Here is a 14,687-nt window from a genome sequence, read left to right on the forward strand (position 1 = left end):
CGGCGTGATCGACTTCGGCGACCTCTTCGCCGGCGATCCGGCCTGCGACCTCGCCGCCGCGTGGATTCTGCTGCCGGACGGCGCCGCCGACCGCTTCCATGCCGCCTACCGCCCATCCGCGGACGCCGCGACGCTGCACCGCGCCCGCGGATGGGCGGTGCTCCGCGCTCTCAGCGGCCTCCTCATCGGCGAAGCCGGCGTCCGCGGCCGCCGAGGCGGCAAGCCCACCTGGGGCCCACCCGCCCACGCGGCACTGCGGCGCCTCATCGCAACGGCCCATCGCTGATCGATCGCCGCTCCACACGCTCGAATGCCTTCGCGCCGGACCCCACCATGCTCGGCATGCTGGGGTCTACTTGCCTGACGTGGCTGACAGACGTCCAAGCGGCTGACCAGCAGATTCGCTTGACAACCCAAGACTTGCTATGGAAGCGCGCGAAACCCTAGGGCTCCTGGCCTGAGAGTGGCCATCCCCAGCTGAAACCCCCTTTGCAGCCTGGCCAAGCGTGCTGTGATCATGCCGGTCATGAGTTGCGTCTTCTGCCGCATCGTCGCCGGCACCGAGCCCTCGCAGACCATCCACGAGGACGAGCACGCCATCGCCTTCCTCAACCTCGCTCAGGCCACCAAGGGTCACACGCTGGTCGTCCCGCGAGCGCATCACCGAGACATAGGAGAGATCCCAGTCGAGACTGCGGCACACGTCATGCGAGCCGCGGTCGAGGTGTCCCGGCGGCTCGCCGGCGCGCTCGGGGCGCCTGGAGTCAACCTCTGGCACGCCAGCGGCAAGACGGCCTGGCAGAGCGTCTTCCACTTCCACCTCCACGTGGTCCCCCGCTTCGAGCCCACCGACCTCACCCCGCCGTGGATCGAAGTCGAGCATCCGCTCGAGTCCCTCAAAGGGCTGGCCGAGGAGATCAGGGCCTGGCGCTGAAGGCGAGCACCAGACGGGCTCTGAACACACACGCCACACCGGCAGCTGCTTGAACGACCTCGTCACGAGGCGCAAATCGGGTGGAGTTCGGCTTGGGGCGGTTAGTACCGTTCGAGGATGCGGCGGTGCTTGGAGTGCGGTCAGTGGGAACCTGCCGGAGCGCCGGACTGCGAGCGATGCGCCAGGTTCATTGACGAGATCGTCGAATCGGGATGGCGGGAGTTCGTCTCGCAGGAATTCGACGCACTGACCGCCCTGGATGAGCGCCACATCGCCGAGATGGTGATCGACGAGCCCGACAGGCACCTGTGGCGGGTGGTGGACGCCGCCCATGACCGGCTCGTCTGCACCGAGTGCGGCGACAGACTGAGCCGAGGTCCGGCTGGTTGCGCTGCCTGCGATCTGGCCAACGGATTCCGGTATGTCGCCATTGAGATTGACCGGCCTGGCGTCCCGCCAGGCAACGAGCATGCGTTGAGAGTCAACGTGTCTGTGGTGCGCAGGCCATCGGGAATCTCGTGGCGTGAGGTACTGGGGCGCCGGCTCTTGCTCCCCTACCTCCTCGACGGGCATCTGCCCACGATCAGGCAGGCTCAGGCTGCCCGGGCCCTCCTCAATGAAGGAGGCACGGCCGAGGACCTAGCGAAGCACTTCCACTCTCTCTGGGGCGACGCCGCATCCTAACTACAGTCAGTTCAAGGAGATCAACGGAACCGCGCCACACCTACTTGCCTGACGTGGCTGACAGACCTTCAAGCAGTTGACCAGCTATTTCGCTTGACTACCCAAGATAACGCACACACCCACCGCCGATCCGCAACGACAGCAGCCGGGCAACCGTGCCCGAAAACGCCACCCAAATCCTCCGCCCACTGGCGTATCGTGCGCGGATGGAACAAGCGGCGGCAGAGCTGGCGCACTGGCCGGCGCAGCGCACGACCGAGCAACAGGCGGCTCTGATCAACACCCGAGCAACTGGCCGCCACCCTGCTCCGCGACCAGCACGCCACCGGGCTCCTGCACGGCATCACCCCCGCCGAGCGCCAACTGCTGATGGCCGCGGCCGCGCTCGCCGAAGACCCGCCCTGCACCACCGCAACGGCCGCGTCGCCCGGCACAAAACCTGGTGGGCCTACCACGGCACCTGCTCAGACCCCATCAGCATCACCCGACCTAGTCACCGCGCTCGCCAGCAGCACCGCCCCCGCCGCAGCCGCAGCCGCCGAACAGAACATCACCCACCTGATCAAGCGGCTACTGCCGCCCCGCTCTCGATCAACCACCACAGGCACGCCCACCCATGCATCAGCCCGACGAGGGGAGCTGAAAGCGCCATGATCAACGACTTTCCTGGGCACGAACCCGGCGACGATGCCACATCGCCCGCCCAAGGTCATCAGTCCACTTCCGACCAGCCCCCAGCAAGGACCGGCAACCTCGCACCGCGGCCCCGCACGCGCTGCCTCGGCGCCCGCCGAGGCAGCTTGGACCATGACCGAGCCCGAAGACGTCTTTCAGGCAGAGGTCATACGCCGTCACGAACTCCCCTACGCACGACCGCTCGTCGGTGCGAAAGAACCCGAAACGACCTTCCAACGCGAGGTGGTCGACCGATACCGCCAGCCCGGCACCGCGCAGACCGACAGCACCCCCGAAGGCGGCGGGCGCGCACTCGCCAGCCCGACCGCTCAGGCGATCGCCGCTGACCGAGCCTGGCTGGCCAAGATGATGGCTGCCCGCCGCACCACAGACGACTCGTGACTGTCCAGGCTGTTCCAAGACACGGTCGCCGAGCCGCAGTGGGCGGACGCGCTCACCGACGTCGACCGGCGCGGCCTGACCCCCGCTGTTCCACACCATGACGCCCGTACGGGACGGTACAACTGCGGCCCGATCGGCGCCTGGACTTGACCGGGCTTTCCCATCGTCGAAAGCTGAGGTAGCAGGGAGAGTGAAGCTTCGTCGACTTCAAGACCATGAGCCTGCAGCACGACCGCATCGTCTGAAGGTCATGCCGTGGTAGATGGCGCTGATCGGTGTGATCACCATCGTCGGCGCCGAGAAGTGGCGCAACCCCGACGACGCGCCCTTCAGCTGCGCGGCCCCGCTGATCCCGTCCTTTAACGGCGGCCTCCTCCCGAAGGAGTCCCCAACCGCCAACTAGCGCCGACCGCTCAGAACCTGACCCGGACGAGGTGCGCACGATCGGTGCCATTGCGCGACTGCTGGGCGTGGACGGCCGGACGGTGACGAATTCCGGGCCCGGGTGGACGAGCGGGGCCGCTCACGAGAACCGGGGCGCACGCCGCCTCGCTACCTGGCGGGGCTGCGCGGGGCGGGCCGGGCGTTCAACACGGAGAAGACCTACGCGGGCCGGATCGCCTTGTACCTGTCGTATTGCCGAGGCCATGGGCTGGACTGGGCCGGCCCGAGCCTTCCGCAGCTGATGGCGATGATGCGCTGGCTGGTGGACGAGCCGATGCCGTCGCGATCACGCAAGCCGGGCGCCGCGGTGCGGTATCGCAGCGAGGGCACCGAACGCGATCATGGGGACCGTCGGGGAGTTCCTGTCGTGGTGCAGCCTGCAGGGCTGGGTGCCGCCGACGGTGGTCCACACGCTCACTCAGCCGAAGTTCCTGCGCTACCTGCCGTCGGGGTTCGACGCGGGTGAGGACGGTCAGAACCGAACGGTGATGGCCCGCACGATCAAGTTCTGGGTCGCGATCCCGGGCCATCCGCCTGGGCGGCGAGGCCGTCATCCGCGCGGGTGCACGAGCTGCTGTGACGCTCACTCGCGAGCATTGAGCAGGGCTTGCCATACGGCTGCGATCGCCTCCTCGTCGGAGGCGCCGGCCTGCAGGGCTGCCCTCGCGTATTCCTCGGCCGCAGCCACGAGCCGCAGCCGGAACGCGTCGGCCGTGCCGGTAATGACCGCCGCGCGGCCCCGGCGCAGCTCGACCAGGCCCTCGTCGCGCAGTTGTTGGTAGCCGCGCAGTACGGTGTGCAGGTTGATGCCGAGAGAGGCGGCAACGTTGCGCGCCGAAGGGAGCTTGTCGCCGGGGGTCACCTGGCCGCTCGCCACCGCGTTCCGGACCGAACCCGCCACCTGATCGGCGAGCGGCTGCGCCGACGACGGATTGACGGTGATCAGCACCCTGCGGTCTCCCCTCCACGTTGCCGGTTGAGCCAGCCGTTGACCAGCCGGGCCGCCGTCTCCGCCTCGCGGGTCGAGTACACGAACGACCGGCTGTCAGCCAGTGCCAGGACCAGCGCCGAGCCCTTCCCGGACACCACGCCCCAGCCGGAGTCGGTGTCGCCCAGCTTGTAGCGTCCCTCCGGCGGTGTGCTCCTGGCCTCCGCGAATCGTATCCGCGCGTACGGCACGGTACGGCTAAGCATTGGCAGCAGGGGCACTCGCACCGTGACGCCGGACCCGTCAATCTGCAACCGCGTGTAAGCCTGCGCCGCCCACAGCGTCGGCCAGCAGACGACCCAAACCGTCATGTACAGGCCCCCGAAACTCAGCAGGGTCCTGTCGTCGCCGTCGGCGAGCCGGTTCACGTAGATCCACACGAGCAGGGCGGTCGCCGCCGCCGCCATCACGAGCGTGCGGATCGACCAGGCAGAGGTCGTGAAGAGGACTCGCTGGTAACGGGTGAGCGGCATGGCCTGCACGTGCGCGGGCGGGAGCAGGGTGGCCTCAGGCTCCTGCGGCAACGGGCCGACCGCTGCCCGGCCCAGCGTGACCGACGCCACGGCGATCACCAGCTCCGCTGCGAACAGCCAGGGCGGCCTGGCCGCGCTAGGCGTGTCGACCATGGCCAGCAGTCCCACCGCCGTGGAGATCCCCACCGCGACGCCGAGGAGGAAACCCACCTGGACCAGGCCGCGCTGGACCTGCGGCAGCCGCCACGAATAGAAGAACGCGATGATCATCCCGATTTCCAGATAGAGCGTCCATCCGTACAGAGGCTGCGAGGTCCACCAGTCCCAGGTGGGTTCGTAGCCGCCAGGATCGAGCGGCCAGTTGAAGACGTACACCCGCCCGGGCAACCGCTCGCCGTACGCCGCGACCACGGTCATCGGCGCGACCAGCAGCACCACTGGCCCGAACAGCGCCAGCGCCAACCGCCGAAGCCGCCCCGGCCCGGCATGGTCCTCGTACGGCACCGCCGTGGGCGGCACGCGGATGAACATGACCTCACCTCAAACTGTTTGCCTTTGACTATAACAGTGTCAACAGTTACCTGAGGGTGACAGCAGCATGCCTGCGGCCTCGGCCTGGTCGAGGATGTGCCGGTGGCGTTCGGACAGTTGCGGGCCGATCAGCGCGCGCACTGCCTGTGCGCTGCGGGCCACCACCAGCGCCTGAATGAGCGGGGTGCCGTCGTGTTCGGCCAGGGCGCTCATCAGCGGCGTCAGGTCGGCGCTGGCCCCGCCATCGTCGACGACGATCAATGTGGGATCGCCCGCCTCATGGGCCAGCCGGACGATCTGCCCACCATGGCCTGGACGAAGCTCTCCGCGCGCCCACTCCTGCGGCAGGGCGAGCCCGTGTCGGTAGGCCAGTCGGCTCTTGCCCACGCCGGCAGGCCCGATCACCAGCATCCCCGCATGTGCGTCGGCGCCGTCCCACCCGCCCAGTGCCGTCAGCTCGGCCATCCGGCCGCGGAACGGAATCACCGGCAGCGCGGCGTTCAGCAACATCAGCGGGCCAACATCGCCCGTCAGGCGGAGCTCCATGGGTGACAGCGCCTCATCGCGGCCTTGGCGGGCCGCCGCCAGCTGAGCGCGGCGCCTGCGCCGAGACTCCCGAAACACCGTCTCGGTCATCACCCAGTTCCTCGGGACTGGCGGATTCGTCTGGGACGGCCAGCAACGCGCTCTCTCCGCACCATCGGTTCTTCTTAGGTCCGGGCTGCGTTCGGTCAACTTGGCCTACGTGAAAGAAGAGATCATCATCCTCTGACCTGCTGGAAGGGTCCTCCAACCCTAGATAACGCGCGTCTCGAGTTCGCCGCGTCCGCGCCGCAAGCGTTCAAGGCCTCGGTCAGGCCTCGAAGTCTTCGCCGAGCCCTGTCCTGGATGCGCCCGGGAGGCACGGCGGGGGTCAGGGAATGGTGACGAGAACCGTGCCGGTTTTGCCTGGCCGGACCGCGTGCTCAACGGCCTGCGCGATCTCGTCGATGCCGTACTGGGCTGCCACGTCGAACGCCTCGGCCGCCCCACGGGCGATGAGCTGGGCCGCGGTGGCCATGTCGTGAGCGCGCTGCTCGGCGGAGACGGTCTCCGCCCAGCGCAGGACGATCAGGCCCCGCAGCCCGAGACTCGTATGAAGGAGGTCCCCGGCGTGCAGAGGGATGGGCTCCTTGGCGAGGACGCCGTAGGTGATCAGGGTCCCGCCGGGCGAGAGCAACTGCAGGAGGTCTCGGGCCAGCGTGCCACTCACAGGGTCGACCGCGGCAGGAACAGGCCGCGCCCCGATGTGCTCGCGGATCTCTTCCTTCCACGTGGGCCGAGCGGTGGAGACTACCGGAACGCGCGGGTAGCGTTCTCGCAGCGTCTGGGCACCGACGTCGCTGCGGACGATGTTGATGTGCTGGATGGCGTGGTACTGGGCGACGGCGGACAGCAGGCGGCCGACGTTGGAGCCAGCGGCGGTCTGCAGGAAGACGCCGTTGTAGCCGATCGTGGCGTGCTTTTCGAGCTCACGCCGCAGCATGATCACGGTGATGGGATTGGCCAGCATCTGGGCGGCGATGCTGTCGGGAACATCGTCGCTCACAGGGACGACGAACTCCGCCGGGACGAGGACGTATTCGCTCCAGGCCCCGGGGTGGGGAAAGAAGGACACACGCGCCCCGGTGGCGACCCCGGCGGCCACGGGGGTGTCGGGTCCTACCGCCTCGACGATGCCGGTGGCCTCAATACCGGGCGTCAGGTACGCGGTCTTCGAGGGGTAGGGGCCCTGGATGGGGAGGAGGTCGCCGATGTGGATCGGGAAGGCGTGCACCCGTACCAGTACCTGGCCCACGCCGGGCGGTCCAGGGACGTCGACCTCCGCGACGGACAGAACGTCGGCGGGGTTTCCGGACTGCCCGTAGATCACTTTTCGTGCCATTCCCGATACTCCTCGCTGTACGGTGACGGCCGAGCCGCGCCTCAGCGGCCCCGATCACCCGCTCCTGGGCCTGGTGGGTGGGAAGCAGAATTCGGCTTCTCCTGGCTTCCATCTGGGCCGGATGACTTCAGCCTGCCCGCATGAGAACGAGCTACGTCAGCCCTGCCACTTTCACACCTGTGGCACAGAACCGCTTTACCCCGTCACATCCACTGACGCCGGGCTGCGTCGCCGCATCCAGCCTCCCTTGGGCTTGACGATGCGGGCGCGTACGGTGCCCCACTCGCCGACGCTGATCCATTCATCGTCGATGTCCGGCTTGTCCACACCATCCCCTGTCCGCAGGCCAGCGACGATGTCGAGCCCTTGGATGGAAATCTAACTAATAACCCTTGAGTTGCTTCTGGCTTTCCTGCTCCCTCTAGCCGCAGGACCTGGGCTTAGCCGGCGCAGCATGTCACGGCGCGCGATCAGCTCCTCGATCCGTTCGGTGAGCTGCCGCTCGACGTCGGTGAGCGCGGCGGCGAACAGCGCGGTGTCGGCCTCGAGCAGGGGCCCGGTCTCGGTCAGCGGCACCCCGGCGGCTGCCAGCGTCCGGACTTGCACCAGCCGCAACAGCTCGGCCGAGCCGTACCTGCGGTAGCCGGAGCTGTCACGTTCGGGCTCCTTGACCAGGCCGAGCTTGTGGTAGTGCCGCACCGTCTTCACCGTGACGCCGACAAATGCCGCCGCCTGCCCAATCGTGACTCCGTTCATCCGCCAAATTCTGCCTGGTGCTCGAGCTCGGCGACCAGGCAGACCGCAGCCGAGCAGGTGGCCCCAGTTCACGTTCCAGCTGAGGCACGACCAGAAGGGGTCGTCTCTGGAGGTGTACGGGTCGCAGGTGTTCAGTCCGCCGGCTGAGCCGGATCGGCGTGCTCGCCGCAGAACACCTCGTTGACGAGTTTGTGCTGGGCGTTCTGGAACGCTGCTGCGATGGACATCTCGGCGTCGTCCACCCAGTTCAGTACGGCGGTCAGGGTCTTGCTGCCATCGGGCGTGCTGTACATCAGCGACGCGGAGCCGACGTTGCCGCCGTTGTGGGTGATGACGGTGGCGCCGCGGTCGGTCTTCTGGACGAACACTCCCAGCCCGTAGTCCATGTTCGGGATGCCCGTCGGGTGCGGGGTGCACATTTCGGTCAGCAGTGGGGCCGGCAGGAGCTTGCCGCCTACCAGCGCGGAGATGAACGTGGCCAGGTCCTGGCTGGTGGAGATCATGTCGCCGCCGGTGGAGACCCAGGAGGGGTTGTAGCGGGTGATGTCGATCGTCTTCTGCCGGCCGTCTTCCTGGTAGCGGTAGTAGATGTGGGCGTGCGGGGCGGGGATCTCCGGCGAGGCGTCCGGCACCACCGTGCCCGACAGCCCGAGCGGCCCCAAGATCCGCTCCTGCATCTCCTCGGCCAGCGAGCGGCCGCTGACCTTCTCGATCAGCAGCCGGGCCAGCACGTAGTTGGTGTTGGCATAGCTCCAGCCCGTCCCCGGCGCGAACCGGGCCGGCTTGGACAGCGCCAGACGTACCAGCTCCTCGGGCCGGTAGGTGTGGAACCGGTTGTCCAGCCACTGCTTGCCCGTGGTGCTGTAAGGGACGGCGATCCCGTGCACGATCGACCCGTCGTCGTAGACCTCGCCGGTGAAGTTGAAGATGCCGCTGGTGTGCTGCAACAGCATCCGCACCGTGATCCGGCCGTCCAGCCCGAACTCGGGCAGGTAGCCGGCTACCGGGGTGTCCAGCCCGATCTTGCCCTCGGCCACCAGCTGCAGCACCAGGGTCGCGGTGAAGGTCTTGGTGTTGCTGCCAATCCGAGCGTGCCCGTTGACCGGCGGCGCCTCGGTGCCGCCCAGCTCGGCCACCCCGGCACTGCCGGCCCACGCGCCCCGCTCATCGTGCACACGCAGCGACACCCCGAGGAAACCGGACTCGACGATCTCCTCGATCGCCTTGCGCAGCTCCGGGCGATCCTGTCCGGCGATCGGCAGGGTGTTCTTGTCCTGATCGGAAAGGTTGATCATCATAGTGGTTGCCCTTCAAGGTTGTTATGTCCGGGGTCGGCCTCTCGCCGCTGCGCCGAGCTTGCACCCTGACCCAAGGTCAACCTCAACCGTGATCTAGCTCACAGCTGCTTTGGGGCGTGAGACAGCTTTGCGAGCAGGACGCCGTCCCTGTTTGTGACAGTCGCATCTCGCGGGAGGCCCGGTGATGTTCCGTAAGGCGATCCCCACCGGAACACCGCCCAGCCACAGTGGCGCCCCAGGTCGGGGCGTTCCGTATAGGTGTTCCGCGAACTGTTCCGGTGAAGGCTCCCTATCCGGAACACTTCAGAGCGTGAACGGAGCACGTGTCGGCTACGCCCGCTGCAGCACCGACGAACAAGACGTCATCATCCAGACCGAGCAGCTTCTCGCGCTCGGCGTCCCCGAGGACCGCATCTACATCGATCGCGGCTTCTCCGGCACCACCCGTCGCAACCGGAACGGCCTCGACCAGGCCCTCGCAGCCGTCTGGGACGGCACCGTGTTCACCGTCACAAAATTCGACCGCTTTGCCCGCAACATGGCCGAAGCCAACGACATCCTCACCGACCTGTCCGACCGCGGGGTGCTGTTCGGGTTGAGCGCCTCCGTCTACGACTGGAACGACCCGTTCGGGCGCCTGTTCCTGCAGACCCTCGCCATGGTCGCCGATTCGAAGCAAACATCGGGCACCAGCGCACCCGCGAGGGCATGGCGTTGGCCAAGAGAAGGGGCAAGCTCAAGGGCAAGCAGCCCAAGCTGCCCGAACCCGCACGGCGTTCCATCCGCCGCCGCTACGCCGAAGGCGAGGTCTCCCTGGCCGACCTGGCCGCTGAATACAGCGTCGGCCGGTCCACCATCCACCGCATCATCCACGGAGCTCGAGAAACCCCCAGTTAGAAAGCGGATCTACGCCCACCTCGCTACACGCCGTAGCCATAGGAACTCCAGGCCTCCCTGGGCAGGATCATCCGAATGGGGCCTGTGACCCGCGCCCATGAGCGGTCGCATCCAAACGACCAGTGGCGATAGCCCGAGCCCCCACGGGCTCGCTAACGCCACTGGCCGATTGGTTGCTGCTCAAGGGCCGAGCTGTTCCGGTGCTGCCGCTACACCGCTGAGCTGGGCGACGACGAAGCCTACCAGGACGGCCTGTACGGCTGGCTGACCTGCACCCTGGAGGACGGGCGCGTCGAGACCAGCCACCAGTTCGCTGTGAAGACCGAAGACTTCTAGCGAGGCTGATGTCCATTCTGCCCTTGTGGATCATGTCGAGAATCATTCGATTCTCAACACCCTGGCCGGAGCCCCCTTCACGAACTGCCGACAGCCCGCCGGAGTGTCGGAAAAACGTGTTGCGAAGTCGGAGTGTTCATCAATTCCCGCAACATCGTTTTCTCTACACTTCCGAGGTGTGACGACGCTCCCCGACGATCCGGCCCCCGCCGCGATGATCCGCCAGGCCGCCGACGACCTCCTTGGCGCCGAACCTACAGTCCTCACCGGAGCGCTCGTCGGCTACGCCCGGGTCTCCACCCGCGATCAGCGCCTCGACCGACAGACCCGCGCGCTCGAAGCCGCCGGCTGCATCCGCATCTTCGCTGACAAGCTGAGCGGCAAGAACACCAACCGCGAAGAGCTCACCAAGGCCCTGGACTACCTACGGCCCGGCGACACCCTCGTCGTCCCCTCGCTCGACCGGCTCGCCCGCTCTCTGGCCGACCTCATCACGATCGTCGCCGATCTGCGTCGCCGCGGCGTCGGCTTCCGGTCCCTGAAGGAAGCCCTCGACACCACTACCCCCGGCGGCCGTCTCGTCTTCCACGTCTTCGCCGCCCTCGCTGAGTTCATCCGCGAGCTGATCGTGGAGGGCACCCACGAGGGTTTGGCCGCCGCCAAGGCTCGCGGAGTGCGACTCGGCCGCCCGCCCGCGATGACCCCCGAGCAGGTCCGGCACGCCCGCGCCTTGCTCACCCAGCCCGATGCCACCGTGTCCTCGATCGCCCGGTTGCTGAACGTCAGCCGCTCCACGATCTACAAGTACGTGCCCGAACTCGCCACGGGCCGCCCTGTCGTCGAACAGCCAGCAGCGCAAGCCGAGCTGGAGACTGGGTCCTCGCCCCGAAGTGTGGACACCTTGAGTGCCGGATGATGGAAATCCGGAGACAAGGAGTTCCACGTGGCGATGAAGTCGTATCCGCCGGAGTTCAAGGCGGACGCCGTCGCGTTGTATCTGTCTGACCCGGCGCGGACGTATGCGTCGGTGGCCCGGGACTTGGGCATCAACCGCGAGACCCTGCGCCTGTGGGTGAAGGAGGCCCGCGCGGACGGCACTGCCGGCGGGGCGAAGAAGGCGGGCCCGGCCAAGAAGCCGGCGAGCGGCCCGATATCGTCCGACGACGTGCTGGAAGAGGAGAACAAGCAGCTCCGCGCTCGGGTCCGGGAGCTGGAACTGGAGCGCGACATCCTGCGCCGGGCGGCCAAATATTTCGCGGGAGAGACGAACTGGTGAGCCGCTTCGAGTTCGTTGCCGACCACGTGGGCGCCTTCGGCGTGAAGCGGCTGTGCCGGGTGCTGGGACTTTCCCGCTCCGGCTTCTACCGATGGATGAAGGCGGCGTCCGCGCGGGCGGCCCGCGCTGCGGCCGATGCCGCACTCGCTGAGGAGATCAAGCAGATCCACGAGGAGTTCGACAGCACCTACGGCAGTCCGCGCGTCACCGCCGAACTGCGAGGGAAGGGCCGCGAGGTCAACCACAAGCGCGTCGCCCGCGTCATGCGCCGCTTCGGCATCGTCGGGGTGCACCTGCGCAAGAAGGTGCGCACCACGGTGCCCGAGCCGTCGCATCAGAAGGTGCCCGACCTGCTCCGGCGGGACTTCACCGCGCCCGCGCCGAATCAGCGCTATGTCGGCGATATCACCTACCTCCCCGTCGGTGAGGGCCGGTTCCTGTATCTGGCGACCGTGCTGGACCTGGGTTCGCGGCGGCTGGCGGGCTGGTCGATCGCCGATCACATGCGCACCGAGCTGGTGACCGACGCGCTACGGGCCGCCGCCACGACGCGGGGCAGCCTGGACGGGGCGATCTTCCACTCCGATCACGGGGCCCAGTACACCTCGGCCGAGTTCGCCCAGGTCTGCGCCGAGCTGGGGGTGCGCCAGTCCATGGGCGTCGTCGGTACCAGCGCCGATAACGCCGCCGCGGAGGCGTTCAACGCCAGCCTCAAACGCGAGACGCTTCAGGGCGCCGGGCGCTGGTCCTCGCCGCGTGAGGCCCGCCTGGCCGTCTTCAAATGGATCACCCGCTACAACACCCGCAGGAGACATTCCACCCTCAGCTACCTCAGCCCGATCGACTACGAGCAGCAGAGCACCGCTAGAGTTCTGCTCGCCGCATGACAGCCAGTGTCCACACTTCGGGGTGAGCCCCCCACCACGGCTCACGACAAGCTGCGATGCCACAGGGTGTCAGGTCTGTCTCAGGCGGGCTGGCCGACCGGCCGGATGGTCAGGGTGTTGAGGTCGACGTCGGCCGGCTGGCCGAGGGCGAAGCAGATGGCCTCGGCGACGGGCTCGGGGGACAGGGCGAAGGGCGGGACGCCGCCTTGCCAGAAGGCGGTGTCGGTCATGCCGGGGTTGACGAGGGTGACGCCGATGCCGCGGCTGGTGGCGTACATCCGCAGGTTCTCGGCCATGCCGGTGACGGCCCACTTGGTGGCGGAGTAGAGGTTGGCGGGGCTGTTCTTCAGGCCGGCGACGCTGCCGATGAGCACCAGCCGCCCGCCCGTGGTCTCGAGGTGGGGCAGGGCGGCGTTGGCCAGCAGGGCGGGGCCGAGGACGTTGGTGAGGACCATGGGCGCCCACAGTTCCGGGTCGCCGTCGGCGATGGTGCGCGGGTGGTCGGCGGGGATGAAGCCGGCGTTGGCCACCGCGGCGTCCAGGGCGCCGAAGTGTGCCACGGTGCGGGTCACGGCGGCTTGGGTGGCCGGCCAGTCGGCGGCGTCGGCGATGATGCCGAGCAGCCGGTCGGGGTGGCCGGTCTCGTCGAGGAAGGACTTGAGTTTGGTCTCATCGCGGCCGGTGACGGCCACGCGGTGGCCGCGGTCGAGGAGCAAGCGTGCGGTGTGGGCGCCGATGCCGCTGGTCGCGCCGGTGATCAGTACGGTCTTGCCGGTCATGGTCATACTCCCGGGTGCTGGAGGTCCTGTCGGTGCATCACAGGAGGGCTTCGACGGTGATGGGCGGGCCGATCACCGTTACAAGAGTTGGTCGGACAGGGTTCATCTTCGTGTCGCAGGTCGCGTTCTCCCTGCTGATCCCAGGAAACCCGCCTGGCCGGGCGCGAGGCAGAGCGCGTTTATGGGGGGGATAAGCTCAACCCCCTTACCGTCGGCGGCTGCGCGAACCCTGCGGTTACCGTGGGGGCATGGACGACCGGCCCGACCACCGTGCCCAGATCCGGGACTTCCTTGCCACCCGGCGCGCGAAGCTGACCCCGGAGCAGGTCGGGCTGCCCACCAGTGGCCGGCGCCGGGTCCCCGGGCTGCGCCGCGAGGAGGTCGCGGTGCTGGCCGGTGTGAGCACCGAGTGGTACACGCGGCTGGAGAAGGGCCACATCAGCGGCGTATCGGAAGAGGTGCTCGACGCGGTGGCCCAGGCCCTGTGCCTGGATCAGGACGAACGCACCTATCTGTTCGATCTGGCCCACGCCGCCCGGCCCGCCGGTCGCGCGCCTTCGCGCCGCAAGGACGTCCAGGTCCCGCCGCCGGTCCAGTGGCTGCTGGACTCGATGACGATGTCGGCGGCGTTCGTACGCAACGGCCGCCAGGACCTCGTCGCCCACAACGCGCTGGCCCGGGCCCTGCTCGCGCCGGTCTTCGACAGCCCTGCCACCACACGGAACGGCCGCGCCAACCTCGCCCGCTACGTCTTCCTCGACCCGGGCTCCCAGCGGTTCTTCGTCGACTGGGACGCGGCCACCGCCGTCAGCGCCGCGCTGCTGCGCGCCGAGGCCGGACGCGAGCCCCACGACCGGGCGCTACGCGACCTCGTCGGCGAGCTGTCCACGCTCAGCACCGAGTTCCGCAGCCAGTGGGCCGCCCACGACGTGCGCATCCGCCACGCTGGCAGCAAGCGGCTGTGGCACCCGCAGGTCGGCGACCTGGAGCTGACCTACCAGTCCCTTGACCTGCCCGTGTCCAGCCGGACGGTGTACGGCCTCACCATCTACACCGCCGAGCCGGGCAGCACCTCCGAAGAGCGGTTCAAGCTCCTGGCCAGCCTGGCAGCCACCCAGCCGGCACACCCCACCAGCCAGCCGGGTTGAAGCGCCGACCTGCTCACGGTCTGCAGCTCGGGCATCTAGCTACGGCGAGACCGGGCCCAGCGGGCATGCATTGAACGGACATCACCACGACCGGAACACCTGAACACGCGTTCACCCCCAGCATGCCAGCACACCAGCCAACGTGCCTTACGTGCCTGACAAGATCACATCTCCCTGACCTGCGAGAAGATGCGAACAACCCCAGATAACCCCTGAACACGGTGGGGATGTGCGTGCCGTCCTCATCCACGGTGC

General features: G+C 68.1%; 17 protein-coding genes. 9 read left to right on the forward strand and 8 right to left on the reverse strand.

Features of this window, described 5'->3' with window-relative positions; all coding sequences use genetic code 11:
* The 5 genes from ACFPZ3_RS55530 to ACFPZ3_RS55550 all read left to right on the forward strand — a co-directional run.
* The coding region (locus tag ACFPZ3_RS55530; RefSeq protein ID WP_379522551.1) for a phosphotransferase at positions 1–286 on the forward strand (286 nt) is incomplete at its 5' end.
* A gap of 240 nt (positions 287–526) precedes the next feature.
* Complete coding sequence (locus ACFPZ3_RS55535) at positions 527–934, forward strand: HIT family protein (protein WP_379522552.1); 408 nt, start codon at positions 527–529, stop codon at positions 932–934.
* A 117-nt stretch (positions 935–1,051) separates the two neighbouring features.
* A complete protein-coding gene (locus tag ACFPZ3_RS55540; RefSeq protein WP_379522553.1) occupies positions 1,052–1,618 on the forward strand; it encodes a hypothetical protein in 567 nt (188 codons plus the stop codon).
* Between the two features lie 807 nt (positions 1,619–2,425).
* Positions 2,426–2,695, forward strand: a complete 270-nt coding sequence (locus ACFPZ3_RS55545; RefSeq protein WP_379522554.1) for a hypothetical protein — start codon at positions 2,426–2,428, stop codon at positions 2,693–2,695.
* Between the two features lie 262 nt (positions 2,696–2,957).
* Positions 2,958–3,098: a hypothetical protein gene (locus tag ACFPZ3_RS55550; protein WP_379522555.1), complete on the forward strand. Its 141-nt coding sequence runs from the start codon at positions 2,958–2,960 to the stop codon at positions 3,096–3,098.
* 624 nt (positions 3,099–3,722) lie between these two features.
* Here ACFPZ3_RS55550 and ACFPZ3_RS55555 read toward each other — a convergent pair.
* The 7 genes from ACFPZ3_RS55555 to ACFPZ3_RS55585 form a co-directional block, all read right to left on the reverse strand.
* Positions 3,723–4,088 carry a GntR family transcriptional regulator gene (locus ACFPZ3_RS55555; RefSeq protein WP_379522556.1) on the reverse strand — a complete coding sequence of 122 codons (366 nt, stop codon included), beginning with the start codon at positions 4,086–4,088 and terminating at the stop codon, positions 3,723–3,725.
* Positions 4,082–5,131, reverse strand: a complete 1,050-nt coding sequence (locus ACFPZ3_RS55560; protein ID WP_379522557.1) for a hypothetical protein — start codon at positions 5,129–5,131, stop codon at positions 4,082–4,084. Before ACFPZ3_RS55560 ends, ACFPZ3_RS55555 begins: the two co-directional genes overlap by 7 nt.
* A 39-nt stretch (positions 5,132–5,170) precedes the next feature.
* The gene (locus ACFPZ3_RS55565) at positions 5,171–5,767 is read right to left on the reverse strand and encodes a hypothetical protein (RefSeq protein ID WP_379522558.1); all 597 of its coding nucleotides are present in this window, start codon (positions 5,765–5,767) and stop codon (positions 5,171–5,173) included.
* Positions 5,768–6,044: 277 nt separating this feature from the next.
* The gene (locus ACFPZ3_RS55570; RefSeq protein WP_379522559.1) at positions 6,045–7,055 is read right to left on the reverse strand and encodes an alcohol dehydrogenase catalytic domain-containing protein; all 1,011 of its coding nucleotides are present in this window, start codon (positions 7,053–7,055) and stop codon (positions 6,045–6,047) included.
* A 195-nt stretch (positions 7,056–7,250) separates the two neighbouring features.
* A complete protein-coding gene (locus ACFPZ3_RS55575) occupies positions 7,251–7,382 on the reverse strand; it encodes a hypothetical protein (RefSeq protein WP_379522560.1) in 132 nt (43 codons plus the stop codon).
* 51 nt (positions 7,383–7,433) lie between these two features.
* Positions 7,434–7,811, reverse strand: a complete 378-nt coding sequence (locus tag ACFPZ3_RS55580; RefSeq protein ID WP_379522561.1) for a MerR family transcriptional regulator — start codon at positions 7,809–7,811, stop codon at positions 7,434–7,436.
* A 131-nt stretch (positions 7,812–7,942) separates the two neighbouring features.
* Positions 7,943–9,109 carry a serine hydrolase domain-containing protein gene (locus ACFPZ3_RS55585; protein WP_379522562.1) on the reverse strand — a complete coding sequence of 389 codons (1,167 nt, stop codon included), beginning with the start codon at positions 9,107–9,109 and terminating at the stop codon, positions 7,943–7,945.
* Positions 9,110–9,419: 310 nt separating this feature from the next.
* Here ACFPZ3_RS55585 and ACFPZ3_RS55590 point away from each other — a divergent pair, with 310 nt between their 5' ends.
* The 3 genes from ACFPZ3_RS55590 (at position 9,420) to ACFPZ3_RS55600 (ending at position 12,505) form a co-directional block, all read left to right on the forward strand.
* Positions 9,420–10,094: a recombinase family protein gene (locus ACFPZ3_RS55590; RefSeq protein WP_379522563.1), complete on the forward strand. Its 675-nt coding sequence runs from the start codon at positions 9,420–9,422 to the stop codon at positions 10,092–10,094.
* A 426-nt stretch (positions 10,095–10,520) separates the two neighbouring features.
* Positions 10,521–11,258 (forward strand): recombinase family protein, encoded by a 738-nt coding sequence (locus ACFPZ3_RS55595; protein ID WP_465263596.1) that lies wholly within the window; start codon positions 10,521–10,523, stop codon positions 11,256–11,258.
* 27 nt (positions 11,259–11,285) lie between these two features.
* A protein-coding gene (locus ACFPZ3_RS55600) for an IS3 family transposase (protein ID WP_379522564.1) occupies positions 11,286–12,505 on the forward strand; the annotation gives its coding sequence in 2 pieces (ribosomal slippage) (positions 11,286–11,601 and positions 11,601–12,505; 1,221 coding nt in all).
* Between the two features lie 80 nt (positions 12,506–12,585).
* On the opposite strand, the gene ACFPZ3_RS55605 is transcribed toward ACFPZ3_RS55600, so the two are convergent.
* Complete coding sequence (locus tag ACFPZ3_RS55605; protein ID WP_379522565.1) at positions 12,586–13,284, reverse strand: SDR family oxidoreductase; 699 nt, start codon at positions 13,282–13,284, stop codon at positions 12,586–12,588.
* Positions 13,285–13,532: 248 nt separating this feature from the next.
* On the opposite strand from ACFPZ3_RS55605, the gene ACFPZ3_RS55610 reads away from it, so the two are divergent.
* Positions 13,533–14,432 (forward strand): helix-turn-helix transcriptional regulator, encoded by a 900-nt coding sequence (locus ACFPZ3_RS55610; protein WP_379522566.1) that lies wholly within the window; start codon positions 13,533–13,535, stop codon positions 14,430–14,432.
* Positions 14,433–14,687 lie beyond the last annotated feature (255 nt).

The sequence above is a fragment of the Nonomuraea insulae genome, from assembly GCF_042656245.1.